The organism is Cupriavidus sp. TMH.W2 (genome assembly GCF_050847365.1).
Lineage (GTDB): Bacteria > Pseudomonadota > Gammaproteobacteria > Burkholderiales > Burkholderiaceae > Cupriavidus.
Map to the genome: position 1 here is coordinate 812,578 of NZ_CP193792.1, position 24,472 is coordinate 837,049.

The window sequence follows — 24,472 nt, forward strand, 5'->3', positions numbered from 1 at the left end:
TGGCAATGCGGGTGGTGATCGTGGGCGCGGGCGTGGTGGGCATGGCGACGGCGTGGCGCCTGGCCGGGGACGGCCACCAGGTGACGGTGCTGGAGCGCCACCACGGCCCTGGCGAGGAGACCAGCTTCGCCAACGGCGGGCAGCTCAGCTACAGCTATGTGGCGCCGCTGGCGGGCCCGGGGGTGATGTCGAAGGTGCCGGGCTGGCTGCTGCGTCACGATTCGCCGATGCGCTTCCGCCCCGCGGCCGACCCGGCGCAGTGGCGCTGGCTGGCGGCCTTCATGCGCGCCTGCAATGCCGCCGCCAGCGAAGCCACCACGCGCAAGCTGCTGCGCCTGGGGTTCTATTCGCGCGACCTGATGCAGGCCTTTGTTGCACAGCACCAGCATGACGACGGCGGCGCCGGTTTCAGTTTTGCGCGGCGCGGCAAGCTGGTGGTGCACCGCGATGCGGCGGCGTTCGACTCGGCCTGCCGGCTGCTGGACTACCAGGCCAGCCTGGGCTGCGAGCAGCTGGCGCTGGACCGCGACGCCTGCGTGGCACTGGAACCCGCGCTGGCCGGCATTCGCGACGAAGTTGCCGGCGCCATCCATACCCCTAGCGAGGAGGTGGGCGACTGCCACCGCTTCTGCGTATCGCTGGCACGGTTGCTGCAAGACGGGGCGCACGGCGGCGTGTCAATGCGCTTTGGCACTGTCGTGCAAGAACTGGTGCAGCAGGGCGGGCGCGTGACCGGCGTGCGCACGCCGGCTGAGGTCATCCCCGCCGACGTCGTGATCGTTGCCGGCGGCATCGGCAGCGTGCCGCTGCTGCGCCCGCTGGGCGTGCGGCCGATGCTGTGGCCGCTCAAGGGTTACAGCATCACGGTGCCGCTGGCCAGCGGCGCGCGTGCGCCGCATATCAGCGTGACCGATTTTGCCAACAAGATCGTCTATGCGCGCATCGGCAATACACTGCGGGTGGCGGGCATGGCCGACCTGGTGCGCGGCGGCACCCGCATCGATCCGGAGCGGGTCGGCACGCTGCTGGCGCAGACGCGCGCGCTGTTCGAGGGCATCGTGCCGGACCTGCCGCCGGCGCAGCTTCAGCCGTGGGCCGGCTTGCGCCCGGCCACGCCGGACGGCCTGCCGCTGGTAGGGCCGTCGCGGGTGTCGGGGCTATGGCTGAACCTGGGCCACGGCGCACTAGGCTTTACGCTGGCGATGGGCAGCGCTGGCCTGCTGGCCGACCGGCTGGCGGGGCGCCGTCCGGCCATCGACGCCGGGGATTTTGATGCCGCGCGCGCATAGCGCCGCAGGCAGGCATTGGTTCATGCAGTACCCGTGAGTCCGCAGTACATCAAGCCACAACGAAACATGCCTCAATGACCAAGCCCCACTACCAGGAGCGCCACTTGAAAACACTGCAACCCCACCGATCCGCCACCCGCCGCGCGCTTGCGGCTGCCACGCTGCTGCTGGCCGCAGGCGCCGCCCATGCCGCCGATGGCGACACGCTGAAGAAGATCAAGGACAGCGGCGTGATCTCGCTTGGCTATCGCGAATCGTCGATCCCGTTCTCGTACACCGACGGCAAGGAGGTCATGGGCTATTCGCATGAGATCCTGCTGCAGATCGTCGACAAGGTGAAGAGCGAGCTGAAGCTGCCCAACCTGCAGGTGCGCCTGACGCCGATCACCTCGCAGAACCGCATCCCGCTGGTGCAGAACGGCACCATCGACATCGAATGCGGCAGCACCACCAACAACCTGGAGCGCCAGAAGCAGGTGGCGTTTTCCAACAGCCTGTTTGTCTACGGCATCAAGATGCTGACCAAGAAGGATTCGGGCGTGAAGGAGTTCACCGACCTGAAGGACCGCAACGTGGTCACCACCGCCGGCACCACCGGCGAGCGCCTGCTGGTCAAGATGAACGGCGAGAAGGCCATGAACATGAACCTGATCAGCACCAAGGACCACGGCCAGTCCTTCCTGATCCTGGAAACCGGCCGCGCCGCGGCCTTCGTCATGGATGAGCCCCTGCTGTACGGCGAGCGCACCAAGGCCAAGAGCGCGGGTGACTGGGTGGTGGTCGGCGCGCCGCTGCAGACCGAGAACTACGCCTGCATGTTCCGCAAGGACGATCCCTCGTTCAAGAAGCTGGCCGACGGCGTGATTGCCGACCTGCAGACCAGCGGACGTGCCGAGAAGCTCTACAACAAATGGTTCATGTCGCCGATCCCGCCGCGCGGCATCAACATGAACTACCCGCTGTCGGCCGACATGAAGGCGCTGTTCGCGGCGCCCAACGACAAGGCCTACCAGTAAGCGGCGGCGCGATGCCGCCGGGCCTGGCACCAGTCCCGGCGGTTATTTAGCCATAATGAATCGATATTTAGCGTTCGATAGTGTTTGCGGTAGTGTGGAGCCCGATATAGGCTCATAGCAGCACAACGGCGCGGCGGCCCTTCACAAGAGGCCGCCCGGCGCAGTCTGCCCCGACACTGCCTATCCGCATCCACTGGAGAACATATGCGATCGATTCGTACTGGCTGGCTCAAATCCCTGCTGGCCGCTTCCCTGATGGCAGGCGCCGGCCTGGCGGCCAGCGCGGCCCACGCCGCCGACCTGCTCGACACCGTCAAGCAGGCCGGCGTGCTGAAGATCGGCCTGGAAGGGACGTATCCCCCGTTCGGCTTCCGCGGCGCGAAGAACGAGCTGGAGGGGTTTGACGTGGACGTGGCGCGCGCGGTGGCGGGCAAGCTGGGCGTCAAGCCGGAGTTTGTCACCACCGAATGGAGCGGCATCATCGCCGGCCTGCAGGCGGGCAAGTTCGACGTGATCGTCAACCAGGTCAACGTCACGCCTCAGCGCCAGCAAGTGCTGGACTTCTCCACGCCCTACGTCTACTCGGATGCGCAGCTGATCCAGCGCAAGGACGACAACCGCCAGTTCAAGTCGCTGGAAGACCTGAAGGGCCACAAGCTCGGCGTCAGCCTGGGCAGCAATTTCAACGACCTGGCCAAGTCCGTGCCGGGCATCGACGTCAAGACCTATCCCGGCGCGCCCGAGTACCTGCGCGACCTGGCGGCGCAGCGCGTCGACGCCGCGCTGAACGACCGGCTGATGGTCGCCTACCTGGTCAAGACCGCCAACCTGCCGCTGCGGCAGGGCGCAATCGTGGCGGGTGCCACCACGCAGGTGGCCATCCCATTCCGCAAGGACAACCCCAAGTTCGCGCAGGCCATCAACCACGCGCTGGATGACCTGGGCAAGGACGGCACGCTTGGCAAGCTCTCGGTGAAGTGGTTCGGGGCCGACGTGACCAGGCCCGCCGGCAAGCCAATCAAGTAAGCCAATCAAGCAAGCCGGCCAGCAAGCCGGGCGGTATCATGTCGCGGCGCGGCGGCCTGCATGGCTGCCGCGCCGCTTCTTTATCCTTCTTCTGCCGCCGCCACGCCCATGTCCGCTCTCCAGCTCGTCACCGATTCCCTGCCAGTGCTGCTGCAGGGCACGCTGCTGACCATCAAGTTCGCGCTGTGGTCGATGTTGTTCGGGTTGATGCTGGGGACGGTGGTGGCGCTGATGGGCATCAGCCACAGCCGGCCGCTCAAAGCGGTGGCGCGCGCCTATGTCAGCATCATGCGCGGCACGCCGCTGCTGGTGCAGATCTTCGTGGTCTACTACGGGCTGCCGGGCATCGGCATTGCGCTGGAGCCCACGCCCGCGGGCGTGCTGACGCTGAGCCTGAACGTCGGCGCCTACCTGTCAGAGAGCATGCGCGGGGCCATCCTGGGTGTGTCGCGCGGTCAATGGCTGGCGGCCTACAGCCTGGGCCTGACGCCGGTGCAGGCGCTGCGCTACGTGGTCGGCCCGCAAGCGCTGCGGCTGGCGGTGCCGAGCCTGTCCAACAGCCTGATCAGCCTGATCAAGGACACCTCGCTGGTGTCGGTCATCACCGTGACCGAGCTGCTGCGCACGGCGCAGGAGGTGATCGCGGCCACCTACCAGCCCTTGCCGCTGTACCTGGCGGTGGCGGCGATCTACTGGGTGCTGAGCACGGGGTTGTCAGGGCTGCAGCATGTGCTGGAGCGCAGGTTGTCGCTGCCCGGGAGGCATTGAGCGCCGCGCCAAAGAAAAAAGGCCAACTCCATGGAGTTGGCCTTTTTTTCATCGCCGGGCCGCTCAGCCCTGCGCGATGCGCCCGGCGATATGCCCCAGGGCTTCTTCCACCTGGTCCACCAGGATCAGGCACAGGTCGCCCGGCTGCAGGTGCGACAGCGCGGTATCGATGGCGACGAACTCGCCACGGATCTCCTCGACCTGGTGCGCGCGTTGCGCGCCCTGCAGGCCTTCGCGCAGCAGCGCCAGCACCTCGCCGTCAGCGCGGCCGCGCTGGCACTGGTCCTGGTACAGCACGACTTCATCGAACACGCCGCCCAGGATCTGGGTCTGGCGGCGGATGTCTTCGTCGCGGCGGTCGCCGGCGCCGCTGATCACCACCACGCGCCGCCTGGCGGGAATGGTCTCGACCGCGTTGCACAGCGCCAGGATCGCATCCGGGTTGTGGCCGTAGTCGGCGATCAGCGTCGCACCGCGGTAGTCGAACACATTGAAGCGTCCGGGCGCGGTCTGCGCGTCGTTGACGAAGGTGGCCAGGCCGCGGCGGATGGTCGGCCAGTCGATGCCCAGCGCCCATGCGGCGGCGATCGACGACATCGCGTTATCCACCTGGAAGCCGATGGTGCCGTTGCGCGTCAGCGGGATTTCGGCCAGCGCGATGCGCACTTCGGTATCGCCTTCGGATACGACGATGTCGGCGCCGTCGACGAACACCACGCGCTTGCCCTGCGCGCGGTGCGTGGCCATGGCGGGCTGGTTGGGATCGTGCGCGAAGAAGGTGACGCTGCCGGGGCAGGCGTCGGCCATGCGCACCACCATCGGGTCGGCGGCATTGAGCACGGCCATGCCGTGCGGCGCGACGTTCTGCACGATCACGCTCTTGAGCACCGCCAGGTCTTCCACCGAGTTGATGAACGACAGGCCCAGGTGGTCGCCTTCGCCCACGTTGGTCACCACCGCCACGTCGCAGCGGTCGAAGGCCAGGCCTTCGCGCAGCAGGCCGCCGCGCGCGGTTTCAAACACGGCGGCGTCCACGTCCGGATGCAGCAGCACGTTGCGCGCGCTGCGCGGGCCGCTGCAGTCGCCGGTGTCGATGCGCTCGCCCTGGATATACACGCCGTCGGTGCCGGTCATGCCCATGCGCAGGCCGCTGGTGGCCATGATATGGGTGATCAGCCGGACCGTGGTGGTCTTGCCGTTGGTGCCGGACACGGCCACCAACGGGATCCGGCCATCGTCGCCATCGGAGAACATGGTCGAGACAATGGCCTCGCCGACCGCGCGGCCCTTGCCGTAGGACGGCTGCAGGTGCATGCGCAGGCCCGGTGCGGCATTGACTTCGACGATGCCGCCGGCCTGTTCCTCGAACGGCTTGAGCATGGTCTCGCACACGGCGTCGACGCCGGCGATGTCCAGGCCCACCATCTGGGCTGCCGCCACGGCGCGCGCGGCGATGTCTGGGTGGACGTCGTCGGTCACGTCGGTGGCGCTGCCGCCGGTCGACAGGTTGGCGTTGTTGCGCAACACCACGCGCGTGCCGTTGGCCGGCACGGAATCGGCGGTCAGGTGCTGCTTGGCCAGCGTGGCCAGCGCGATATCGTCAAAACGGATCTTGGTCAGCGAGGTCGCATGGCCTTCGCCGCGGCGCGGGTCGCGGTTCACTTCCTCGACCAGCTGGCGCACGGTATGCACGCCGTCGCCGATGACCTGCGGCGGATCGCGGCGCGCGGCCGCCACCAGCTGCTTGCCCACCACCAGCAGGCGGAAGTCATGGCCCGGGATATAGCGCTCGACGATCACGTCCGAGCTGATGTCCGAGGCGACCTCATAGGCCGTCATCACTTCCTCGCGGGTGCGGATGCGCACCGCCACGCCCTTGCCCTGGTTGCCGTCGCGCGGCTTGACCACCACCGGCGCGTCGATTTCCTGCGCGGCGGCCCAGGCTTGTTCGGCGCTGCGCACCGAGCGCCCCAGCGGCACCGGCACGCCGGCGGCGTGCAGCAGGGTCTTGGTCAGTTCCTTGTCCTGCGCGATCGATTCGGCCACGGCGCTGGTGCGGTCGGTCTCGGCGGCCTGGATGCGGCGCTGCTTGCTGCCCCAGCCGAACTGGACCATCGAGCCCTGCGTCAGGCGCCGGTAGGGGATGCCGCGCGCCACGGCGGCGTAGACGATGGAGCCGGTGCTTGGCCCCAGACGCACGTCCTCGTCCAGCTCGCGCAGGCGGTGCAGCGCGTCGGCCAGGTCGAACGGGGTATCGTGGCGGGCGGCGTTGCACAGGGCCTCGGCCAGCTCGAACGCGAGCCGTCCGACTTCTTCCTCGCTGTATTGCACGATCACCTGGTAGGTGCCGGGCTCGACCGTCTGCGCGGTGCGGCTGAAGGTCACCGGGCAGCCGGCGGCGGCCTGCAGGCGCAGGGCCGTCACTTCCAGCACGTGGGCCAGCGACAGCTCGCCCGATTCCTCGTCCGGGCGCAGCGGCCCGATCTCGGGGAAGCGGGCGCGCAGCCGGTCTTCAACGCCGGGCAGGGCCGACAGCATGTTGGCGGTGTCCTGGCAGGCCACGATCGCCTCGATGGCGGTGTGGCGGCACCACAGGTTCGGGCCCCGCAGGGCCCGGATACGGGAGACTTCCATAGAACGGTTTCCGTGTCTTCTATGCGCGGTTGAGCTTGGGGCCGCGTCAGGCGCGGCGCGCGGGCTGGCCCATCCAGTGGTGCACCAGGTCGACGGTGGCGCCGGTGGCGGCCTCGTCGCACTGCAGTACCAGCAGGTCGCCCGGCACCAGCTGGCTCAGGGCGGTTTCAATGGCGCTGGCACGCGTGCCTTCGTCGATGATCTTGGTCACGCGCCGGCCTTCGTACAGGCCCTGCTTGAGCAGCGCGCGCGCCTCGGCATCGGGCAGGGCGCGCCTGACGCTGCGGTCTTCGCACAGGAAAACGCGGTCGAAATGCTGGCCCAGCACCTTGCCCTGGCGCACCAGGTCTTCGTCGCGGCGCTGCACGCCGGCGCCGTAGACCACCATGCGGCGCTCGGACGGGAAGCGCTCCAGCGCGGCAGCCAGCGCTTCCAGCGCGGGGGCGTTGTGGGCGTCGTCGATCACCACGGTGGCGCCGTTGCGCTCGAACAGCGTAAAGCGGCCGGGCACGTCGACCTGGCCGACATCGAAGGTCACCACGCCGGCGCGGATCAGGTCGTTGGAGATGCCCAGTGCGCAGCCCGCGGCCACCGCCGCCAGCACGTTCTCGACCTGGAACGCGACACGGCCGGCATAGGTCAGCGGCACCGCGGCCACGTCCACCAGCGCGGTCTCGCTGTTGCCAGTGGCCAGCACGATCTTGCCTTCGCGCACATACACCGCGCGCTTGCCGGCGGCGCGGTGCGAAACGATCGCGGGCAGGTCCGGCGTCAGGCCGAAGAAGATCACGTCGCCGTCGCACAGCCCGGCCATCTCCACCAGGCGTTCGTCGCGCGCGTTGAGCACGGCCGCGCCGTTCTCCAGCACCACGTCGACCTGCGTGCGCAGAACGTTGTACATGCGGTCCTCATCCTCGACGTAGTAGTCGCCGAGGTGGTCGGGCTGGTCGAAATTGGTGACCACGCCGACCTGGCAGCGGTCATAGACCAGGCCTTCGGAGAGGATGCTGCCGCTGTCGTGCTCGAACACGGCGGCCTCGACCGCGCGGTTCATCAGGATGCGGTGGCCCGCTTCCCAGTTGGCGCGGTCGCCGCTTTCCACCTGGCGGCGGTCCAGGTACAGCCCGTCGCTGCAGGCCAGGCCGGTATGCTTGCCCGACAGCTGCAGCAGGCGCGCCACCAGGCGCGCCACCACGGTCTTGCCGTTGGTGCCGGTCACGCCCACCACCGGGATGCGGCCGTGGTCGTCGTTGGACTCGGGGAACAGGTGGTTGACGATGGCGCGGCCCACCGGGCGCGGCGTGCCTTCGGCCGGCTTGAGATGCATCAGCAGGCCGGGGCCGGCATTGACTTCGACGATGGCGCCGCGCTGCCCGGCGAGCGGGCGCGAGATGTCTTCGGCCACCAGGTCCACGCCGGCGACATCCAGCCCGACCACGCGCGCGGCCAGCGCCGCATGCGCGGCGACGCTCGGGTGCACACGGTCGGTGACGTCGAAGGCGACGTTGCCGTTGCGCTGGATCAGCACGGTGCGGCCTTCCGGCGGCACCGAGTTGCCGTCCATGCCCTGGCGCTTCAGTTCCAGCCGCGCGGCCGAATCCAGCCGCACGCAGTTCAGCGGGTGGTCCTCGGTGCTGCCGCGGCGCGGATCGGAATTGATCTGCAGCTCGATCAGCGCATCGATGGTGGACTTGCCGTCGCCGACCACGCTGGCGGTCTCGCCCATGGCAGCGGCCACCAGGCGGCCGCCCACCACCAGCAGGCGGTGTTCGTTGCCGGGGATGAAGCGCTCGACGATGACGCCGTTGCCTTCATCGATGGCCACGCCGTAGGCGGTCTCGACTTCCTCGCGGGTCATCAGGTTGGTGAACACGCCGCGGCCATGGTTGCCGTCATAGGGCTTGACCACCACCGGCACGCCGATGTCCTCGGCGGCGTCCCAGGCGTCCTCGGGCGACTCGACCATGCGGCCTTCCGGCACCGGCACGCCGCAGGACTCCAGCAGGCTCTTGGTCAGGTCCTTGTCGCGCGAGATGCTTTCGCCGATGGCGCTGGTGCGGTCGGTCTCGGCAGTCCAGATGCGGCGCTGGCGCGCGCCGTAGCCCAGTTGCACCAGGTTGCCGTCCGACAGGCGGATGGCGGGGATGTTGCGGTCGTCCGCGGCATCGACGATGCAGGCGGTGCTGGGGCCCAGGCAATGCTCGTCGACCAGGCTGCGCAGGTGGTCCACGGTGGCGGGGACGTCGTAGGGACGGTCCTCGATCGCGGCCATGACCAGGTCGCGGGCGGCGAACAGGGCGGCGCGGGTGACTTGCTCGTGCCAGGCGCGCACGATCACCTTGTAGACGCCGCGCACCGGGGTCTCGCGCGCCTTGCCGAAGCCGCCGGGCATGCCGGCCAGGTTCTGCAGCTCAAGCGTCACGTGTTCCAGGATATGGCCCGGCCAGGTGCCTTCCTTCAGGCGCTGCAGGAAGCCGCCGCGCTCGCCGATGCTGCAGCGATGCTCGATCAGCGACGGCAGCCAGGCCGACAGGCGCTCGTAAAACCCCGGAATCGTGTTGGAGGGAAAGTCCTCCAGTTCCCCGATATCAACCCATGCCTCCAGGACGGGCCGATATGTCCACATATTCGGGCCGCGCAGCGACATGACATCGAAAATCTCAATGTCCTTCTTTTTCATTGATTTAGCTTGAGGCAGTGGGCGGAACCGCCCGAGAAATAGAAGCCTAACCTTTCAGTAACGTTACAACACAGAGCGGGTTGACTTTCTTGGTGTAAAAGTGGTTGTGCAGTGCATCAGGAGTACCCGCGCGTTCGTCGTTATGTATACTGCGGGCGAATTCGCGGGCCGCCAGCGCGTGCCCGGCCTAAATTGTTTCAAGTTATGTCCGTACCCCCTGGACGCACGCCGCGCCATCCATGACCCAGCCCTCCCTGCCTGTCCCTACCGCCCCTGCTGCCGACGAACCCTGGCGGGCTGAATCCGGATCGTGGCTCCGACCTGGCGAGACCGTCCTGGCCGGACTGGCCCTGGACCTCGACGCGAAGCTGCATTTTACCCAAGGGTGGCTGGTTGTGACGGGCCAGCGCATCGTTGCCCGGGCTCCCGGTGAAAAAAGTGTGCGGGAATGGAACATCGGGCCCACGCTGCGCCTGTCGCATACCGACCACGCGGGGGTGGGCACGCTTGAACTGAGCGGGCCCGCGGGCCGGCTGGCCAGCTGGAGATACACGCTTGGTTACAATCCGGCCGCCTTGCGGCTGGCTGACCAGTTCGAAGCGCAGCGAGACGCGGCCGTTTCCCGCCCGGCCGGCGAGGCCGGCGAGATCCTGTGCCCCACCTGCAAGGCGCCGCTGCCGCCGGACGAAGAGCAGTGCCCTCAATGCAGCCGCGAGCTGGAAACCCCGCCGTCGACCTGGGCGCTGCTGCGCCTGTGGCGCTTTGCCCGCCCATACCAGTGGCAACTGCTGGCGGGCTTCCTGCTGACGCTGCTGTCCACCGCCGCCACGCTGGTGCCGCCGTACCTGACCATGCCGCTGATGGACAAGGTGCTGATCCCGTTCCAGAACGGCGTGCCGATCGACTATGGGCTGGTGCGCCTGTACCTGGCGGGATTGCTGGGCGCGGCGCTGGTGGCGTGGTCCCTGGGGTGGGCGCGCACCTATCTGCTGGCACGGGTATCGGAGCGCATCGGCGCCGATTTGCGCATAACCACCTACGAACACCTGCTAAAGCTGTCGCTTGAGTATTTTGGCGGCAAGCGCACCGGCGACCTGATGGCGCGCATCGGCTCGGAAAGCGACCGCATCTGCGTCTTCCTGTCGCTGCACCTGCTGGACTTCGCCACCGATGTGCTGATGATCGTCATGACGGCGGTGATCCTGGTGTCGATCAACCCGTGGCTGGCGCTGGTGACGCTGGTGCCGCTGCCGTTCATCGCCTGGATGATCCACCTGGTGCGCGACCGGCTGCGCCACGGCTTCGAGAAGATCGACCGGATCTGGTCCGAGATCACCAACGTGCTGGCCGACACCATCCCCGGCATCCGCGTGGTCAAGGCCTTTGCCCAGGAAAAGCGCGAAGTGTCGCGCTTCCGCGAGGCCAACAAGCACAACCTGGCGATCAACGACCGCGTCAACGCGGTGTGGTCGCTGTTCACGCCGACCGTGACGCTGCTGACCGAGATCGGCCTGCTGATCGTCTGGGTGTTCGGCATCTGGCAGGTCTCGCACAGCGCCATCACGGTGGGTGTGCTGGTGGCGTTCCTGACCTATATCAGCCGTTTCTATACCCGGCTGGATTCGATGAGCCGGATTGTTTCGGTGACGCAGAAGGCCGCGGCCGGCGCCAAGCGCATCTTCGACATCCTCGACCATGTGTCGAGCGTCCCGGAGCCGGTGCGCCCGGCAAGGCTGGACCAGGTCGAGGGTGCCATCGACATGAGCGACCTGGGCTTCCGCTACGGCAACCGCGCGGTGATCCGCGGCCTGAACCTGTCGATCGCGCCGGGCGAGATGATCGGCCTGGTCGGGCACAGCGGCTCGGGCAAGAGCACGCTGGTCAACCTGATCTGCCGCTTCTACGATGTCTCCGAGGGCGCGATCCGCGTCGACGGCGTCGATATCCGCTCGCTGCCGGTGTCCGAGTACCGCCGCCATATCGGCCTGGTGCTGCAGGAGCCGTTCCTGTTCTTCGGCACAATCGCCGACAACATCGCCTACGGCAAGCCCGACGCCACGCGCGAAGAGATCATCGCCGCCGCGCGCGCCGCGCATGCGCACGAGTTCATCCTGCGGCTGCCGCACGGCTACGACTCGCTGGTCGGTGAGCGCGGCCAGGCGCTGTCGGGCGGCGAGCGCCAGCGCATCTCGATTGCGCGCGCGCTGCTGATCAACCCCCGCATCCTGATCATGGACGAGGCCACGTCGTCGGTCGATACGGCCACCGAGAAGGAAATCCAGAAGGCGCTCGACAACCTGGTGCAGGGCCGCACCACCATTGCCATCGCGCACCGCCTGTCGACGCTGCGCAAGGCCGACCGGCTGGTGGTGATGGACCGCGGCCAGATCGTCGAAGTCGGCAGCCACGACGAACTGCTGCTGCGCGAAGGCGCGTACTACAAGCTGTACCAGGCGCAGGCGCGCAACGTCGATACCGAGGACGGCGACGACGAAGGCGAAGCCATCGAAACGCCGGAGGCCGCCAATGCCTAATGACATTTCCGCCGCGACGCCGACACCCATGTTCACGCTTGACCGCAATCCTTTCGGCCGCCTGGTCCTGATCGCCGAGGACGGCACCGTCCACGAAGGCGTGGTGCCGGTGCGCGCATTCCCGATCTCCGCGCCGCAGGGCGGCATCGGCCTGATGAGCACCGACGGGCATGAAGTTGCCTGGCTTCCGCGGCTGGAGGATGTGCCGCTGGCCGAACGCAGCATGATCGAAGAAGAACTCGCCTCGCGCGAGTTCATGCCGGAGATCCAGCGTATTGTCAGCGTGTCGACCTATGCCACGCCCAGCGTGTGGACGGTGCAGACCGATCGCGGCCAGACCGAGCTGGTGCTGCGCGGCGAAGAGGCGATCCGGCGCCTGGCCGGCAGCACGCTGCTGGTGTCGGACACGCACGGCATCCACTACCTGATCCGCGACCTGATGGCGCTGGACAAGCACAGCCGCAAGATCCTCGACCGCTTCCTCTGAGGCGTCCCTGGCGACGCTGAACCCCGGGCCGCCGCACGGCCGGCCGGGTTCCTGGTCTGGCTTTCTAGTGCAGCATCTCCGACGAGTCGTCCTCGTCGTCCCAGTCGTCATGCATGACCGGCACGTCAGGTGCCATGTCGAACACCATCGAGTGGTAGCGCACGCTGAACCACTCGCGGAACATCGGCAGCGACAGTTCCGCGGGCCACGCCGAGTCGTCGAACCATTCCCCCAGCATGAATTCGAAGAATTCCTGCCAGCGCTTCTCGACCCAGTGCACTGCATTGTCCTGCGTGTCGGCCAGCTCGTCGGGCAGCAGGAACACGCTCTGGTCCTCGCGCACCTGCTCTAGCGTGAGGCCGGCCACCGGCTGGGGATCGACCGCCTGGATCCAGTCCAGGAACGGCTGTTCCGGGACCAGGGCGACCATGGAACGGTTGATGGTGAAGCGGGGATGGTCAGACATGGCGAAAGCCTTCAAGGACTGCAGCCGGGTATTGTAGTCCTTCGCCGCGGCGCATCGCCGCTTTGTGCGCGCGAGGCCATGCCGATGCGCGTATCCATGCCGGGAAGATCACGCCGGCTTGCGCGTATTCAGGAAAACGACAAGCGCATTGTCGGCGGCCGATCGCTATAGTCTGCGACGGGAAGCACGCAACGTATGTCATATGATGAGAAATCGACATGAATCGATACCTGCGTGTCATGAATGGAGGTGACCTCAGCCGGCAAGGCAGGCGCCTTGCGAGGAGACGTCATGGATACGTATGTCGACCTGCAGCGGGCCATACTCAACAACATACCGGACCAGGCCTGGCTGAAGGACGCAAGCTCGCGCTACATCCTGGTCAACGATGCCTTCATGGCGGCATGCGGGCGCAGCGAGGCCGAGATCCTTGGCAGCACACCAGACAAGGTCTGGTCGGCGGAATGGGGGAAGGTCTACCTGGGCACCGACAGGGCCGTGGTGACCAGCGGCATCCGGCGCCGCTACGAAGAGTGCCGCCCCGGCAGGGATGGCAGCCTGCGCTGGTTCGATACCATCAAGATGCCGATTCGCGGGCAGGGCGGCGCGGTCGTCGGCACGGTCGGCATCTCGCGCGATATCACCGACCGCAAGCGCTCCGAGCAGGAGCTGCTGGAATCGCGCGCGCAGCTGCGAGAGTTGTCCGCCTACCTGCAGTCCGTGCGCGAGGCCGAGCGCACCCGGATCTCGCGCGAGCTGCACGATGAGCTGGGACAGTCCCTGACGGCATTGCGCCTCGGTCTCAATGTCATTGAAGCGCAGCAGGGCCCCGATGCGGGCGACGCCTGCCGCAAGCATCTGCAGAGGCTCAAGCAGATCGCGGATTCGACCGTGGACGCGGTGCAGCGCATCGCGGCGGACCTGCGCCCGCCGCTGCTGGACGAGCTGGGGCTGACCGCCGCAATCGAGTGGCTGGCCGAGTCCTTTTCGGAGCGCGGCGGCATCGCCTGCGAGCTGGCGCTGCAGCCCGTCGGCGATATCGGCGCGGAGGTCAGCACCGCGGTCTTTCGCATCGCGCAGGAAGCGCTGACCAATGCCTGCCGCCATGGCCGCGCCGATCGCGTGCGGGTCGAACTGAGCGAGACCGGCGGGGCCGTGCGGCTGGTGGTGGCCGACAACGGCCGCGGCATCGATGCGTCCCGGACCGGGCATCGCCGCAGCCTGGGTTTGCTGGGCATGCGCGAGCGCGCGCTGATGCTGGGCGGCAAGCTGGCCGTAACCGGCGAGGCGGGCGGCGGTACCCGGGTCGAGGCGCAGATCCCCAATGCCGGCGCTGCCGGCAAGGAAGAAGCACGATGATCCGCCTGATGCTTGCCGACGACCACACCATCATCCGCGACGGCCTGAAGACGATTTTCTCCACCGTGCCCGACATGCAGGTGGTGGCCGAAGCCGCCGACGGCTGCGAAGTGCTGGCGCTGCTGCGCAGGCAGAGGCCGGACGTGCTGTTGCTGGACATGTCGATGCCGGGGCGCAGCGGCATCCTGCTGATCCAGCAGATCCGCGCCAGCCATCCGGCGCTGCCAATCCTGGTGCTGAGCATGTACCGCGAGTCGCAGTATGCGGTGCAGGCCATCCGCGCGGGAGCCGCAGGGTACCTGACCAAGAATGTCGAGTCCGACCAGCTGCTCGGTGCCATCCGCAAGGTGGCGCGCGGCGGCACCGCGGTCTCGCCGGCGATTGCCGACAAGCTGGTCAGCCAGGCGCGGCAGCCGGATGCGATGTTGCCGCACGCGCGGCTGACGGCGCGCGAGCTGCAGGTGTTCCAGATGCTGGCCGAGGGGCTGGGCATCAACGAGATTGCGGCGGCGCTGTCGCTCAGCGCCAAGACGGTGAGCACCCACAAGGCCAACATCCTCGGCAAGATGGATATCGCTTCGACCGCCGGGCTGGTGCACTACGCCATCCGCCACGGCTTGCTCGCCGAAGCCGGGGGCGCCGCTTAGCCAGCTGCGGTTCTGCTGCGGTGCGTCTAGGAAATTCCTTAGGTCGAATTCAGCCGATCCTGATGCAGTGATGCCGCCCTGGCACCTACGCTTCAGACAGCGAAGCCCTGACTTCGCCCGGACAACTAGACCTGAGGAGACAAGCCATGCAGCTGGATCTGCTGATCCGGGACGCCTGCGTTCGCGACGACGCGCCCCTGACCGATATCGCCATCCGCGACGGCCGCATCGCCGCCATCGAGCCCGGCATCGGCGAGCCGTCGCATGAAGTGATCGAGGCCGGCGGCCGAGCGGTCATCCCCGGGCTGGTCGAAGCCCACCTGCACCTGGACAAGGCCCTGCTGCACCGCCGCCTGCCGGCGCGCTTCGGCACGCTGGACGAGGCCATCCGCGTCACCGGCATCCTGAAAAGCAAGCAGCAGCGCCACGATGTGCTGGAGCGCTCGCGCCAGGTGCTGGACATGGCGGTCAGGAACGGCACCGTGGCGATCCGCGCGCATCCCGATGTCGACCTGATCCAGGGGCTGATCGGGGTGGAGACGCTGCTTGAGCTGAAGGCGGAGTACCAGGACCTGCTCGACCTGCAGATCGTGGCCTTCCCGCAAGAGGGCATCCTGAAGTCCCAGGGCACGCGCGAGCTGATGACAGCGGCCATGGACATGGGCGCCGACGTGGTCGGCGGCTGCCCGTACAACGAGCTGACCTGGGCCGACACCATGCGCCATATCGACATGGTGTTCGAGCTGGCGCAACGCTATGACGCGCCGGTCGACATGCATGCCGACTTTGCCGACGATACCGGCGACCAGCGTTTCGCCGCAGTGTCGTACATCGCGCAGAAGACCATCGAGGCCGGCTACCAGGGGCGCGTGTCGCTGGGCCATGTCACCAGCCTGGGCGCGCTCGACGCGGCGCAGCTGCAGCCGCTGATCGAGCAGATCCGCGAGGCCGGCATCAGCATCGTCACGCTGCCCGCCACCGATCTCTACCTGGGCGGGCGCAAGGACACCCAGAACCAGCGCCGCGGGCTCACGCCGGTGAAGGCGCTGCACAGTGGCGGCGTCAACGTGGCGTACTCCTCGAACAACATCCGCAATGCCTTCACGCCATTCGGCAAGGCCGACATGCTGCAGATCGGCAACATGCTGGCGCACGTGGCCCAGTTCGGCGTGCCCGAGCACCAGCTCGCGGTGCTCGACATGGGCACGCACAACGCCGCGCGCGCGATCGGGCTGCACGACACCTATGGCCTGAAGGTCGGGCGGCAGGCCGACCTGGTCGTCCTCGATACCTTCCAGGTGGCCGATGCGCTGATCGACATCCCGGCGCGGCTGTGGGTGGTCAAGCGCGGCAGGATCACCGTCGTTACGCAGCACCGCTGCGACATTCACCGGCACCAATGCTGCCCGCACTGAAGCAACCCCAGTCCCCTGTCCCCGTCCATCAAGGAGTCGATCATGAGAAAGCTACCCGCCGAAGTCGTGGCCTCGCTGCTTGCCATCACTACCGTTCCCATCGCCGCGCATGCCTCGCACCTGCCGCCCTGGGCAATATTTATCAGCTGGGCCGCGACCTTTGCCATGGGCGGACCCACGCCGGAGAACCTGAAAAAAATCTGGCCGACGCTGCCGGTGGGCTCGCTCTTTGCCTTTTTGATCGTGCTTTGCTTCCGGCAGGCGGCCGTGCAGTTCTCTGGACCGGCGCTGATCGCGGCGGAGATGGTGATCCTGTTCACGCTTAATGCCTCGATGATGTATCTCGCGCGCGTGTTCGTCACGCTGCGCTTCATCCCGGGCATGTTCTTTGGCTTTGCCTCTTACTTTGCGACGCTGTTCGGCGGTTTCGGTCCGGTGCCGGGCGATCCCGTTGCCGCGCTCGGCGCGGTGATCGCCATGAATGCGCTCGGACCGGCTTATGCCTGGATCAAGCATCACTACGCCGCGCCGGACTCCGTTGCCGAGCGTCCGTGGCAGGGCTGGAAGAGCGAGGCCTGAACCGGCGCGTTCCGCCGGGGTTGCGCGCAAAGCGCGGCATGACCCGGCGCCATCATCGAATCGACATAGCGGTGGCCGGCGCGCAGTGCATCCCAGCGTTGGCCGCCAGGCATCCGGGGGAAATGGGTATGGAATATCTGGGCGAGGTGGATTCTAGCGGTACCGGTACGTCGCGCCGGGCCTTTCTGGCCGGCTCGGCCGCACTGGCCGGCAGCACGGTATTGCCTGCCGTCGGGCAGGAGCCGGCGCAATCCGGGCGCGCCGCGCTGGCGCATTCGTCCGCGGGCATGGTCACCAGCCCGCATGGACTGGCCAGCCAGGCAGGGCTGGAGGTATTGAAGGCCGGGGGCAACGCCATCGAAGCCGCGATTGCCATCGGCGCGGTGCTGAGCGTGACGTATCCCCACTTTACCGGGCTGGGGGGCGACGCCTTCCTGGTGGTCAGCGACCGCGGCGGCAATGTGCGCACCTTCTCCGGCATCGGCCAGGCCGCGGCCGAGACCTCGGGCTACGCCGGCACCATTCCGCTGCGGGGGCCTGCAGCGGCGCTCACCGCGGCGGCCACGGTTGCGATCTGGGACCGCGCCTTTGCCTTCAGCCGCGACCAGTGGGGCGGCACGCAATCGTGGTCCGCGTTGCTGGCGCGGGCCACCGAGTATGCCGCCAACGGCTTCCCCGTCACGCCGTCGCAGTGCTTCTGGCAGGAGTTCCGCTCGGCGGACCTGTCAGGCTGGGATGGCTTCGGCCGGGTCTTCATGCCTGATGGCCGCATGCCCAGGCCCGGCGAAATGTTCCGGCAGCCCGAACTTGCCCGCACGCTGGACCGCGTCGCGACACAGGGCGGGCGCGAATTCTATGAGGGCGACCTGGCCGGGCGCCTTGCCGCCGGTCTGGCCAAGGCCGGCTCGCCATTGCGCCAACGAGACCTGGCGCGATGCCAGGCGCGCGAGGAGGTGCCGCTGCGCGTCGCCTACCGCGACGGCGAACTGCTCGGCCTGCGACCGCCGACGCAGGGCGTGACCACGCTGGAAATCATGGGCATCCTCAATCGCTTCGACCTGTCGGGCATCCCCGAGGGCAGCGCGGACTACTACCACCTGCTGGTCGAGGCGGTGAAGCTGGCATTCCTGGACCGCAACCGCTACGTCGCCGACCCCGACTTTGTCGACGTGCCGGTGGACCGGCTGTTGTCTCAGTCCAACCTCGATGCCCACGCGCGCCGTATCCGCATGGACCGCGCCATGGCGTGGCCGCATGTGTTCACGCCCGGCGACACGGTCTACATTGGCGCCGCCGACCACGAGGGCCGCTGCGTGAGCATGTTGCAGACGGTCTATTTCGACTGGGGCAGCGGCCTGGTCGTTGGCGACACCGGCGTGCTCTGGCACAACCGCGGCGCATCGTTCAGCCTGGATCCCGAGAGCCCCAACGTGCTGCAGGGCGGCAAGCGGCCGTTCCATACGCTCAACCCCGGCATCTACCTGAAGCAGGGCAGGCCGCACCTGCTGTACGGCACGCAGGGCGCCGACGGCCAGCCGCAGACGCTGGCCGCGGTGCTGACAAGGATGATCGACTACGGCATGGATCCGCTGACGGCGCTGCGCCGGCCGCGCTTCCTGCTCGGCAAGACCTTCTCGGACAGCCGCGACAGCCTCAAGCTGGAGCAGGATGCGGGCCTGCCGGTGTTCAGCGAGCTTGCAGCGCGCGGCCATCAGCTAAGCCCGATCCCTGCGCAAAGCCAGCTGGCCGGCCATCCGGGCGCGATCCGGATCGATGCCGGCGGGCAACTCACCGGTGCGCACGATCCGCGCAGTGACGGCAGGGCGCTGGGAGTCTAGGCCGCCCGGCGGCGCACCGCGCGCGGCTTGCTCACCGGCGCCGTCAGTGCCGCGGTGCAGTAGTCGACCAGGTCCGCCACGGGCGGCTTGCCGCCCTGGAGTTGCGCTTGCTGGCACCACTGCGCGAGCGAATAGATCACGCTCTGGTGGAACCACAACATGCGCTGGCCCAGGATCTTGCGCGGCAGTTCAGGCAACGCTGCCGCGATCAGCCGCCTCACGCGCAGCACGCCGGTCTTGGCCTCGGGATCGATCAGTTCGGCATTGAGCAGGCGCGGGCTGAAGGTGGCCTGCGCCAGCACCTGCACATAGCGCGCGCCCCACGGGGTGCTGGTGATGGTGTCGGCCAGCGCGCTCACTGATGCCTCAACCACGGCGCGCACGTCGGTGTCCTGGCCGGCGGCCCGCAGTTCGTCCAGGTAGCGGTTGCGCAGCGTGTTGACGTGGGCGAGCCGGAAGTTGAGCAGCTGGCTGACCAGGGCCTCGCGCGAGCCGAAGTGGTAGTGCAGCGCCGAACGGTTGCGCTGGCCCGCTTCCACCACGATCTGGCGCAGGGGCACCAGCTCGACGCCGTTTTCCGCGAACAGGCGCTCGGCGATCTCCAGCAGGCGGCGCGCGGTCTCGTTTTCCAGCGGGCTCGGCGGTGCGTCTGCGTCGGCGGGCGGGGTTTCGTGGGAACGGTTGCGTACCCGGCTCATAGGCTGGCGCTCAAAGGGTTCAGGGGCGGCCATGGCGGCTGGCAGTGCCGGCGATTATCCGCGCAAGGCCGGGTGGCGATCAAGCCGCTGCATCGGTGCCGCGCAGGCGCCGCAGCGAGCGCGCGGGATGCTGGCCCAGCAGCCCGGCGACTGCGCCCACCAGCATCACCGCGCCACACACCGAGAAGCCCAGTTCAAAGCCATGCGCGCTGCCATGCGCCTGCGCCTGTACCAGGCGTCCCATCACCACCGGGGCGATCGCGCCGGCGCTGGTCGCTACCGCCGTGCTCAATGCGATGACGGCGCTGCGCTGGCTGTCGGGAACGATCTCGGCAAGGATCGCCGGTCCCAGCGCAAACGCCACCGGCGGCAGCGTTGCCGCCAGCGCCAGCATCAGGACCTTGCCGCCCGGGGGCAACTGCAGTAGCGGCAGGCACAGGAACAGCAGGCCGCCAAGCCCGATGCAGACGCAGCCGAACACCACGCGCGCCAGGCGCGAGGTGGCGCCCCGGCGCAGCATGCGCTGCGAGCACCAGCTGAGCCCCAGGCTGACCGGCACGCCGAACGCGACGACAAAGGCAAACATCCGCCCGGCCTGCACGGGGTCATAGCCCAGCCCCTGTTCCAGGTAGGAGGGCAGCCAGGTCAGCACCAGCGCCAGGCCCCAGTAGGCGGAAAAGCCGGCCAGGAATCCCGTCAGCACGGTGGCGTCGGTAAGCAGTCTGCGGTATGGGATGTGCACCGGCGCCGCGTCGCCAGGGGCGGCGTGGGTGCGCAGGTTGCCTTCGCGGCCAAAGCGCAGCCAGCCCAGCGCCCACAGCACCGAGATCGCGGGCAGCACGATGAAATTCATGCGCCAGCTCCAGTGCTGCGTGATGAACGGCACGCCCAGCCCGGCCAGCAGCAAGCCGATCACCGCGCCCTGGTTGATCAGCGTCACCGGCAGGTTGCGCTTCTCGTGCGGGAACCACTTGTAGAGCGCGTGTACCGATACCGGGAAGGCCGGCCCCTCGCCCGCGCCCAGAATCACGCGCGACACCAGCAGTGCCGCCGCGGTGCCGGCCAGCGCCACCGGAAACTGCACCAGCGACCACAGTACCGCCATGCCAAGCAGCAGCCAGCGCGCCGGCACGCGGTTGCCGGCAAAGCCGACCACGGCCGCCGACAGCGAGAACAGCCAGAAGAAGCTGCCGGCGATCAGGCCGAACTGCGTGGGGCTGAGGTGAAGCTCTCGCATCAGCGGCACGGCCACCATGCCGAGCACCACCTTGTCGAGAAAGTTGATTGCCGAGAGCACCGTGAGCCAGATCGCGATGCCCCAGGCCTGACGGGGACGGTACGCGTGGGCGTCGGCGTGGCTGCCATCGGCCTGCAGGGGCGAAGAGCTTGTCAGCATGCTTTCCATGTTCCGGTACCCGCACACGGGCGGAGTGAATTTTTTTCGCATCGGTTAATCACAAAGATTAATTCCGGCGAGTCATGAGCGCACGCTAGGGTTTTCCCCGGCATCAGCCGCCAGGCCAGCGCAGCCGCCGGATTGCGGCCGAGGCGCCGCCGCTAGGCAAGATCCCGCCCTTGACATGGCGCCATCACGGCGTAAATTGATCTCTCGAATTAATCCATCGTATTAAAAAAGGAGAGGCGCCATCATGAAAGAAGACCTGACATCGAACTCGCAACTGGACGCGCGCATCCGCGAGGCGCTGGTCTATACCTTCCCCGTGCATGACGTCGCGCAGGCGCGCTGGCAGTTCACGCAGAACCGGACCGACACGCACGGCGCGCCGCCCAACGCGCTGTTCCACTACCGCAGGCTGCTCGACCATCGCGCCCGTGCGGTCACCACGCCCAACAACGACACGCTGTACAGCATCGCCTGGCTCGATCTCTCAGGCGGCCCGTTGCTGCTGTCGCTGCCCGATATGCGGGATCGCTACTACAGCTTTGCGTTCCTCGATATCTTCACCAACAACGTGGCCTGCATCGGCCGGCGCACCACCGGCACCGCGGCGGCGAGCTTCCTGCTGGCCGGCCCGGGCTGGCAGGGCGAAGCGCCCGCCGGCGCGCACGTGCTGCGCCTGCCCTGCCACGACATCTGGGCACTGGGCCGCGTGCTGGTCGATGGCGAAGCCGACCTCGACGCCGTCCACGCGTTGCAGGATGCGATGCGGCTGGAGCCACTCGCTGGCGGCCAGGCGCAGCAGGCACGCCTGCTGCAGGCAGCGCCTGACGAGCGCGACCCCGAACGCTATCTTGACCTGGTGAACGAGGTGCTCGGCCGCAACCCGATCCCCGCCAACGAGCAGGCGCTGGTGCAAGGCATGGCCGACCTCGGCGTGCGTCCCGGCACCGTTGGCGCCTGGCGCGAGCTGGACGACACCGTGCGCGCGGCATGGGCCGGGCACCATGCCGCCAACCTGGCCGCGCTGGCCAGGACGCCCTCGGGCACGACGCTGCGCAACCGCGAGGGCGGGAGCTGGACTTCGGGCGCGGACCATCTTGGGAATTTCGGTGACGACTATGCCTATCGCGCCTTTGTGTCGCTGGTGGGCCTGGGCGCGCTGGAGCGCGAGGAGGCCATCTACGCCACCGCGATGATCGATGCCGACGGCGAGATGCTGGACGGACGCCACGGCTACCGCCTGCATATCCCGGCGGACCTGCCCATCGATGCGTTCTGGTCGCTCAGCATGTACGAGCTGGAGCCCGATGGCCGCCGCTTCTTCGTTGACAATCCGCTGCACCGCTACACCCTGGGCGACCGCACGCCCGGCGTCGCGCGCGCGGCCGACGGCAGCATGGATATCCAAATCCAGCATGCGGCGCCGGCGTCGGACCGGCAAGCCAACTGGCTGCCGGCGCCCGCGGGCCGCTTCTCGCTGACGTTGCGCTTCTACCAGCCGCGGCGCGCGCTGCTGGACCGCAGCTTCGTGATGCCGGACGTGGAGCGGCTGGACCAGCCGGCCTGAGCGGGCCAGGCTGCGCCACAAGCCTGGCCGCGGGGCCCGGCCAGGCAAAGAAAAAACCCGCGAAGCTTTGCGCTATCGCGGGTTTCTTGCCCTGCTGGTACTGCATCGGACTGAATACTGGTGGAGCCGGCGGGAATCGAACCCGCGTCCGCAAGCCCTCCACAGAGAGTTCTACATACTTAGTTCTGTCATTTGATTTAACCGGCGCATCGCGGACGAACACGCTCTACGACGGCGAGTCACTAGGTTTTCGTCCCCGGCTTCGTGACCCTTCCGGAGCTTATCTGACGTAAATGACCTCGCTGGTTCTTGCGAACCCTAGCCCGTCAGCGAGCCAGTGCGAGGACGGCCGCAATTAAGCGGCCAGTGCGTAACGTTCGTCGTTAGCAGTTATTGCATTCCCATTGATTAACGAGGTGACGGGTCCTCGGTATGCCCTCCACTGCTTTGTAACCCACGTCGAAACCAGGTCGGCCCCAGTGAGGAAGCTGGATTGTACCCGGTTGGACGCACGCTGTCTCGGGGAGTTCCAGGCGGGGGCCGGGTGCCGCCTGGCGGGACCTTCAGGCGACCGCGGCGGGTACCAGCAGGGGGATCAGCTCGGCCGGGTGGTGGATCAGGTGGTCGGCGCCCCAGGTCTCGGGCGGCTCGCCGTCGCCGCAATAGCCATAGGCGGCGGTGACGGTGATCATCCCGGCGGCCTTGCCGGCCTGGATGTCGCGCAGGTCGTCGCCGACGTAGACGCAGCGGCGCGGATCGACGCCGGCGCTGGCCGCCGCATGCAGCAGCGGAGCCGGGTGCGGCTTGGCGTGGGGCGTGGTATCGCCGCTGACCACGGCGCTGGCGCGTGGCGCGAGGCCGATGGCGGCGACCAGCGGCACCGTGAAGCGGGCGATCTTGTTGGTGACGATGCCCCACGGGATGCCCGCTGCCTCAAGCGCGGCCAGCACCTGCGGCATGCCGTCGAACAGGCGCGTGTGGACCGCGATGTCGGCCTCGTAGTAGGCGAGGAAGACGTCGCGCAGGGCGGGGAATTCCGCGTCCTCCGGGCGCAGGCCGAAGGCCGCACCCAGCAGTCCGCGTGCACCGTGCGAGGCGACGGGGCGCAGCCTTTCATAGGCCACCGGCGGCTGGCCACGCTCGACGACCAGCCGGTTGGCGGCGGCCGCCAGGTCCGGGGCGGTGTCGGCGAGGGTGCCGTCGAGGTCGAAGAAGACCCCTGCGATACCCGCGCTCATGCTGCCACCCGGCGAAACGCCATCATGTAGTTCACATCGGTGTCGCGGCCCAGCGCGTACACCTGCGACAGCGGGTTATAGGTCATGCCGCGTATTTCCACCAGGTCCAGGCCGGCCTGGCGGGCAAAGCGCGCCAGTTCGGACGGGGTGATGAACTTGTCGTAGTCGTGCGTGCCGCGCGGCAGCATATTGAGCACGTACTCAGCCCCGACGATGGCCAGCAGGTAGGCCTTCAGGTTGCGGTTGATGGTCGAGAAGAACACATGGCCACCCGGCTTCACCAACGTGGCGCAGGCCCGCACGATCGAGGCCGGATCGGGCACATGTTCCAGCATCTCCATGCAAGTCACGACATCCACGCTGGCCGGTTCGCGCGCGGCGAGGGCTTCTGCGGCGATCTCCTCGTAGGTCACGGCAACGCCTGACTCCAGGCTGTGCAGGTCCGCCACCTTGAGCGCCTTGGACGAGAGATCGATGCCGCGCACGGTGGCGCCCAGGCGCGCCATGCTTTCGGACAGGATGCCGCCGCCGCAACCCACGTCGACCACGCGCTTGCCGGGCAGGCCGGCGATGCCGTCGATCCAGCCCAGGCGCAGCGGGTTCAGCTCATGCAGGGGCTTGAATTCGCTTTCGGGGTCCCACCAGCGGTGGGCCAGTTCGCTGAACTTGTCGATTTCCTTGGGGTCGGCATTCCGGCGCGGCAGGTCCTGATTGGCGGCGTCGGCTGCGGAAAGGGTTTGCGATTGCAACGTCATCGTATGCGGAGCCGGCGGCGCATGCCGCGGCGGGGTGATGGGAAGGGGGGGGCAGTCCGGGCAACTGTACCAAA

At 67.8% G+C, this 24,472-nt stretch carries 19 protein-coding genes and 1 other RNA gene; 12 read left to right on the top strand and 8 right to left on the bottom strand.

The annotated features are described in order from the left end of the window. The first annotated feature begins 5 nt into the window (after positions 1–5). The 4 genes from ACREYQ_RS03790 to ACREYQ_RS03805 all read left to right on the top strand — a co-directional run bounded on the left by ACREYQ_RS03790 (position 6) and on the right by ACREYQ_RS03805 (position 4,099). Positions 6–1,289 (top strand): D-amino acid dehydrogenase, encoded by a 1,284-nt coding sequence (locus ACREYQ_RS03790; RefSeq protein ID WP_432260354.1) that lies wholly within the window; start codon positions 6–8, stop codon positions 1,287–1,289. A 104-nt stretch (positions 1,290–1,393) separates the two neighbouring features. After that, positions 1,394–2,305 carry a glutamate/aspartate ABC transporter substrate-binding protein gene (locus ACREYQ_RS03795; protein ID WP_432259459.1) on the top strand — a complete coding sequence of 304 codons (912 nt, stop codon included), beginning with the start codon at positions 1,394–1,396 and terminating at the stop codon, positions 2,303–2,305. 204 nt (positions 2,306–2,509) lie between these two features. Continuing rightward, a complete protein-coding gene (locus ACREYQ_RS03800; protein ID WP_432259460.1) occupies positions 2,510–3,331 on the top strand; it encodes a transporter substrate-binding domain-containing protein in 822 nt (273 codons plus the stop codon). A gap of 108 nt (positions 3,332–3,439) precedes the next feature. Then, the gene (locus tag ACREYQ_RS03805) at positions 3,440–4,099 is read left to right on the top strand and encodes an amino acid ABC transporter permease (protein WP_432259461.1); all 660 of its coding nucleotides are present in this window, start codon (positions 3,440–3,442) and stop codon (positions 4,097–4,099) included. Positions 4,100–4,162: 63 nt separating this feature from the next. Here ACREYQ_RS03805 and cphA (ACREYQ_RS03810) read toward each other — a convergent pair whose 3' ends face one another. Further along, entirely contained in the window at positions 4,163–6,733 is a 2,571-nt protein-coding gene (cphA, locus tag ACREYQ_RS03810) for a cyanophycin synthetase (RefSeq protein ID WP_432259462.1), read from the bottom strand. Positions 6,734–6,779: 46 nt separating this feature from the next. Continuing rightward, on the bottom strand, positions 6,780–9,413 hold the full coding sequence (gene cphA, locus ACREYQ_RS03815; RefSeq protein ID WP_432259463.1) for a cyanophycin synthetase: 2,634 nt from the start codon (positions 9,411–9,413) through the stop codon (positions 6,780–6,782). Positions 9,414–9,652: 239 nt separating this feature from the next. Here cphA (ACREYQ_RS03815) and ACREYQ_RS03820 point away from each other — a divergent pair, with 239 nt between their 5' ends. Together ACREYQ_RS03820 and ACREYQ_RS03825 are read left to right on the top strand one after the other, a co-directional pair. After that, on the top strand, positions 9,653–11,947 hold the full coding sequence (locus tag ACREYQ_RS03820) for an ABC transporter ATP-binding protein (RefSeq protein ID WP_432259464.1): 2,295 nt from the start codon (positions 9,653–9,655) through the stop codon (positions 11,945–11,947). Then, positions 11,940–12,434, top strand: coding sequence for a DUF1854 domain-containing protein (locus tag ACREYQ_RS03825; protein ID WP_432259465.1), 495 nt, complete (start codon positions 11,940–11,942; stop codon positions 12,432–12,434). The genes ACREYQ_RS03820 and ACREYQ_RS03825 overlap by 8 nt, the downstream gene beginning before the upstream one ends. 64 nt (positions 12,435–12,498) lie before the next feature. On the opposite strand, the gene ACREYQ_RS03830 is transcribed toward ACREYQ_RS03825, so the two are convergent. Continuing rightward, positions 12,499–12,900: a hypothetical protein gene (locus ACREYQ_RS03830; protein ID WP_432259466.1), complete on the bottom strand. Its 402-nt coding sequence runs from the start codon at positions 12,898–12,900 to the stop codon at positions 12,499–12,501. Positions 12,901–13,191: 291 nt separating this feature from the next. On the opposite strand from ACREYQ_RS03830, the gene ACREYQ_RS03835 reads away from it, so the two are divergent. The 5 genes from ACREYQ_RS03835 (at position 13,192) to ACREYQ_RS03855 (ending at position 18,738) form a co-directional block, all read left to right on the top strand. Further along, complete coding sequence (locus ACREYQ_RS03835) at positions 13,192–14,259, top strand: PAS domain S-box protein (RefSeq protein ID WP_432259467.1); 1,068 nt, start codon at positions 13,192–13,194, stop codon at positions 14,257–14,259. Then, the gene (locus tag ACREYQ_RS03840; protein ID WP_432259468.1) at positions 14,256–14,906 is read left to right on the top strand and encodes a response regulator; all 651 of its coding nucleotides are present in this window, start codon (positions 14,256–14,258) and stop codon (positions 14,904–14,906) included. Before ACREYQ_RS03835 ends, ACREYQ_RS03840 begins: the two co-directional genes overlap by 4 nt. A gap of 146 nt (positions 14,907–15,052) precedes the next feature. Beyond that, on the top strand, positions 15,053–16,321 hold the full coding sequence (locus ACREYQ_RS03845) for an amidohydrolase family protein (protein ID WP_432259469.1): 1,269 nt from the start codon (positions 15,053–15,055) through the stop codon (positions 16,319–16,321). A gap of 42 nt (positions 16,322–16,363) precedes the next feature. Further along, positions 16,364–16,900, top strand: a complete 537-nt coding sequence (locus ACREYQ_RS03850) for a DUF1097 domain-containing protein (protein WP_432259470.1) — start codon at positions 16,364–16,366, stop codon at positions 16,898–16,900. A gap of 128 nt (positions 16,901–17,028) precedes the next feature. Beyond that, complete coding sequence (locus tag ACREYQ_RS03855; protein ID WP_432259471.1) at positions 17,029–18,738, top strand: gamma-glutamyltransferase family protein; 1,710 nt, start codon at positions 17,029–17,031, stop codon at positions 18,736–18,738. Here the strand turns inward: ACREYQ_RS03855 and ACREYQ_RS03860 are convergent. Further along, on the bottom strand, positions 18,735–19,436 hold the full coding sequence (locus ACREYQ_RS03860; RefSeq protein WP_432259472.1) for a TetR/AcrR family transcriptional regulator: 702 nt from the start codon (positions 19,434–19,436) through the stop codon (positions 18,735–18,737). The two genes, ACREYQ_RS03855 and ACREYQ_RS03860, sit on opposite strands and share 4 nt — an antisense overlap. 79 nt (positions 19,437–19,515) lie before the next feature. Next, positions 19,516–20,841: an MFS transporter gene (locus tag ACREYQ_RS03865; RefSeq protein ID WP_432259473.1), complete on the bottom strand. Its 1,326-nt coding sequence runs from the start codon at positions 20,839–20,841 to the stop codon at positions 19,516–19,518. A gap of 244 nt (positions 20,842–21,085) precedes the next feature. Between ACREYQ_RS03865 and ACREYQ_RS03870 the strand changes: the two genes are divergently transcribed. Further along, the gene (locus ACREYQ_RS03870; protein ID WP_432259474.1) at positions 21,086–22,405 is read left to right on the top strand and encodes a DUF1254 domain-containing protein; all 1,320 of its coding nucleotides are present in this window, start codon (positions 21,086–21,088) and stop codon (positions 22,403–22,405) included. A gap of 118 nt (positions 22,406–22,523) precedes the next feature. On the opposite strand, the gene ssrA is transcribed toward ACREYQ_RS03870, so the two are convergent. The 3 genes from ssrA to ubiG form a co-directional block, all read right to left on the bottom strand. After that, positions 22,524–22,883, bottom strand: a transfer-messenger RNA (tmRNA) gene (ssrA, locus tag ACREYQ_RS03875). 85 nt (positions 22,884–22,968) lie between these two features. Beyond that, positions 22,969–23,643: a phosphoglycolate phosphatase gene (gph, locus tag ACREYQ_RS03880; RefSeq protein ID WP_432259475.1), complete on the bottom strand. Its 675-nt coding sequence runs from the start codon at positions 23,641–23,643 to the stop codon at positions 22,969–22,971. After that, entirely contained in the window at positions 23,640–24,398 is a 759-nt protein-coding gene (gene ubiG, locus ACREYQ_RS03885) for a bifunctional 2-polyprenyl-6-hydroxyphenol methylase/3-demethylubiquinol 3-O-methyltransferase UbiG (protein ID WP_432259476.1), read from the bottom strand. Before ubiG ends, gph begins: the two co-directional genes overlap by 4 nt. Between the last annotated feature and the right edge of the window lie 74 nt (positions 24,399–24,472).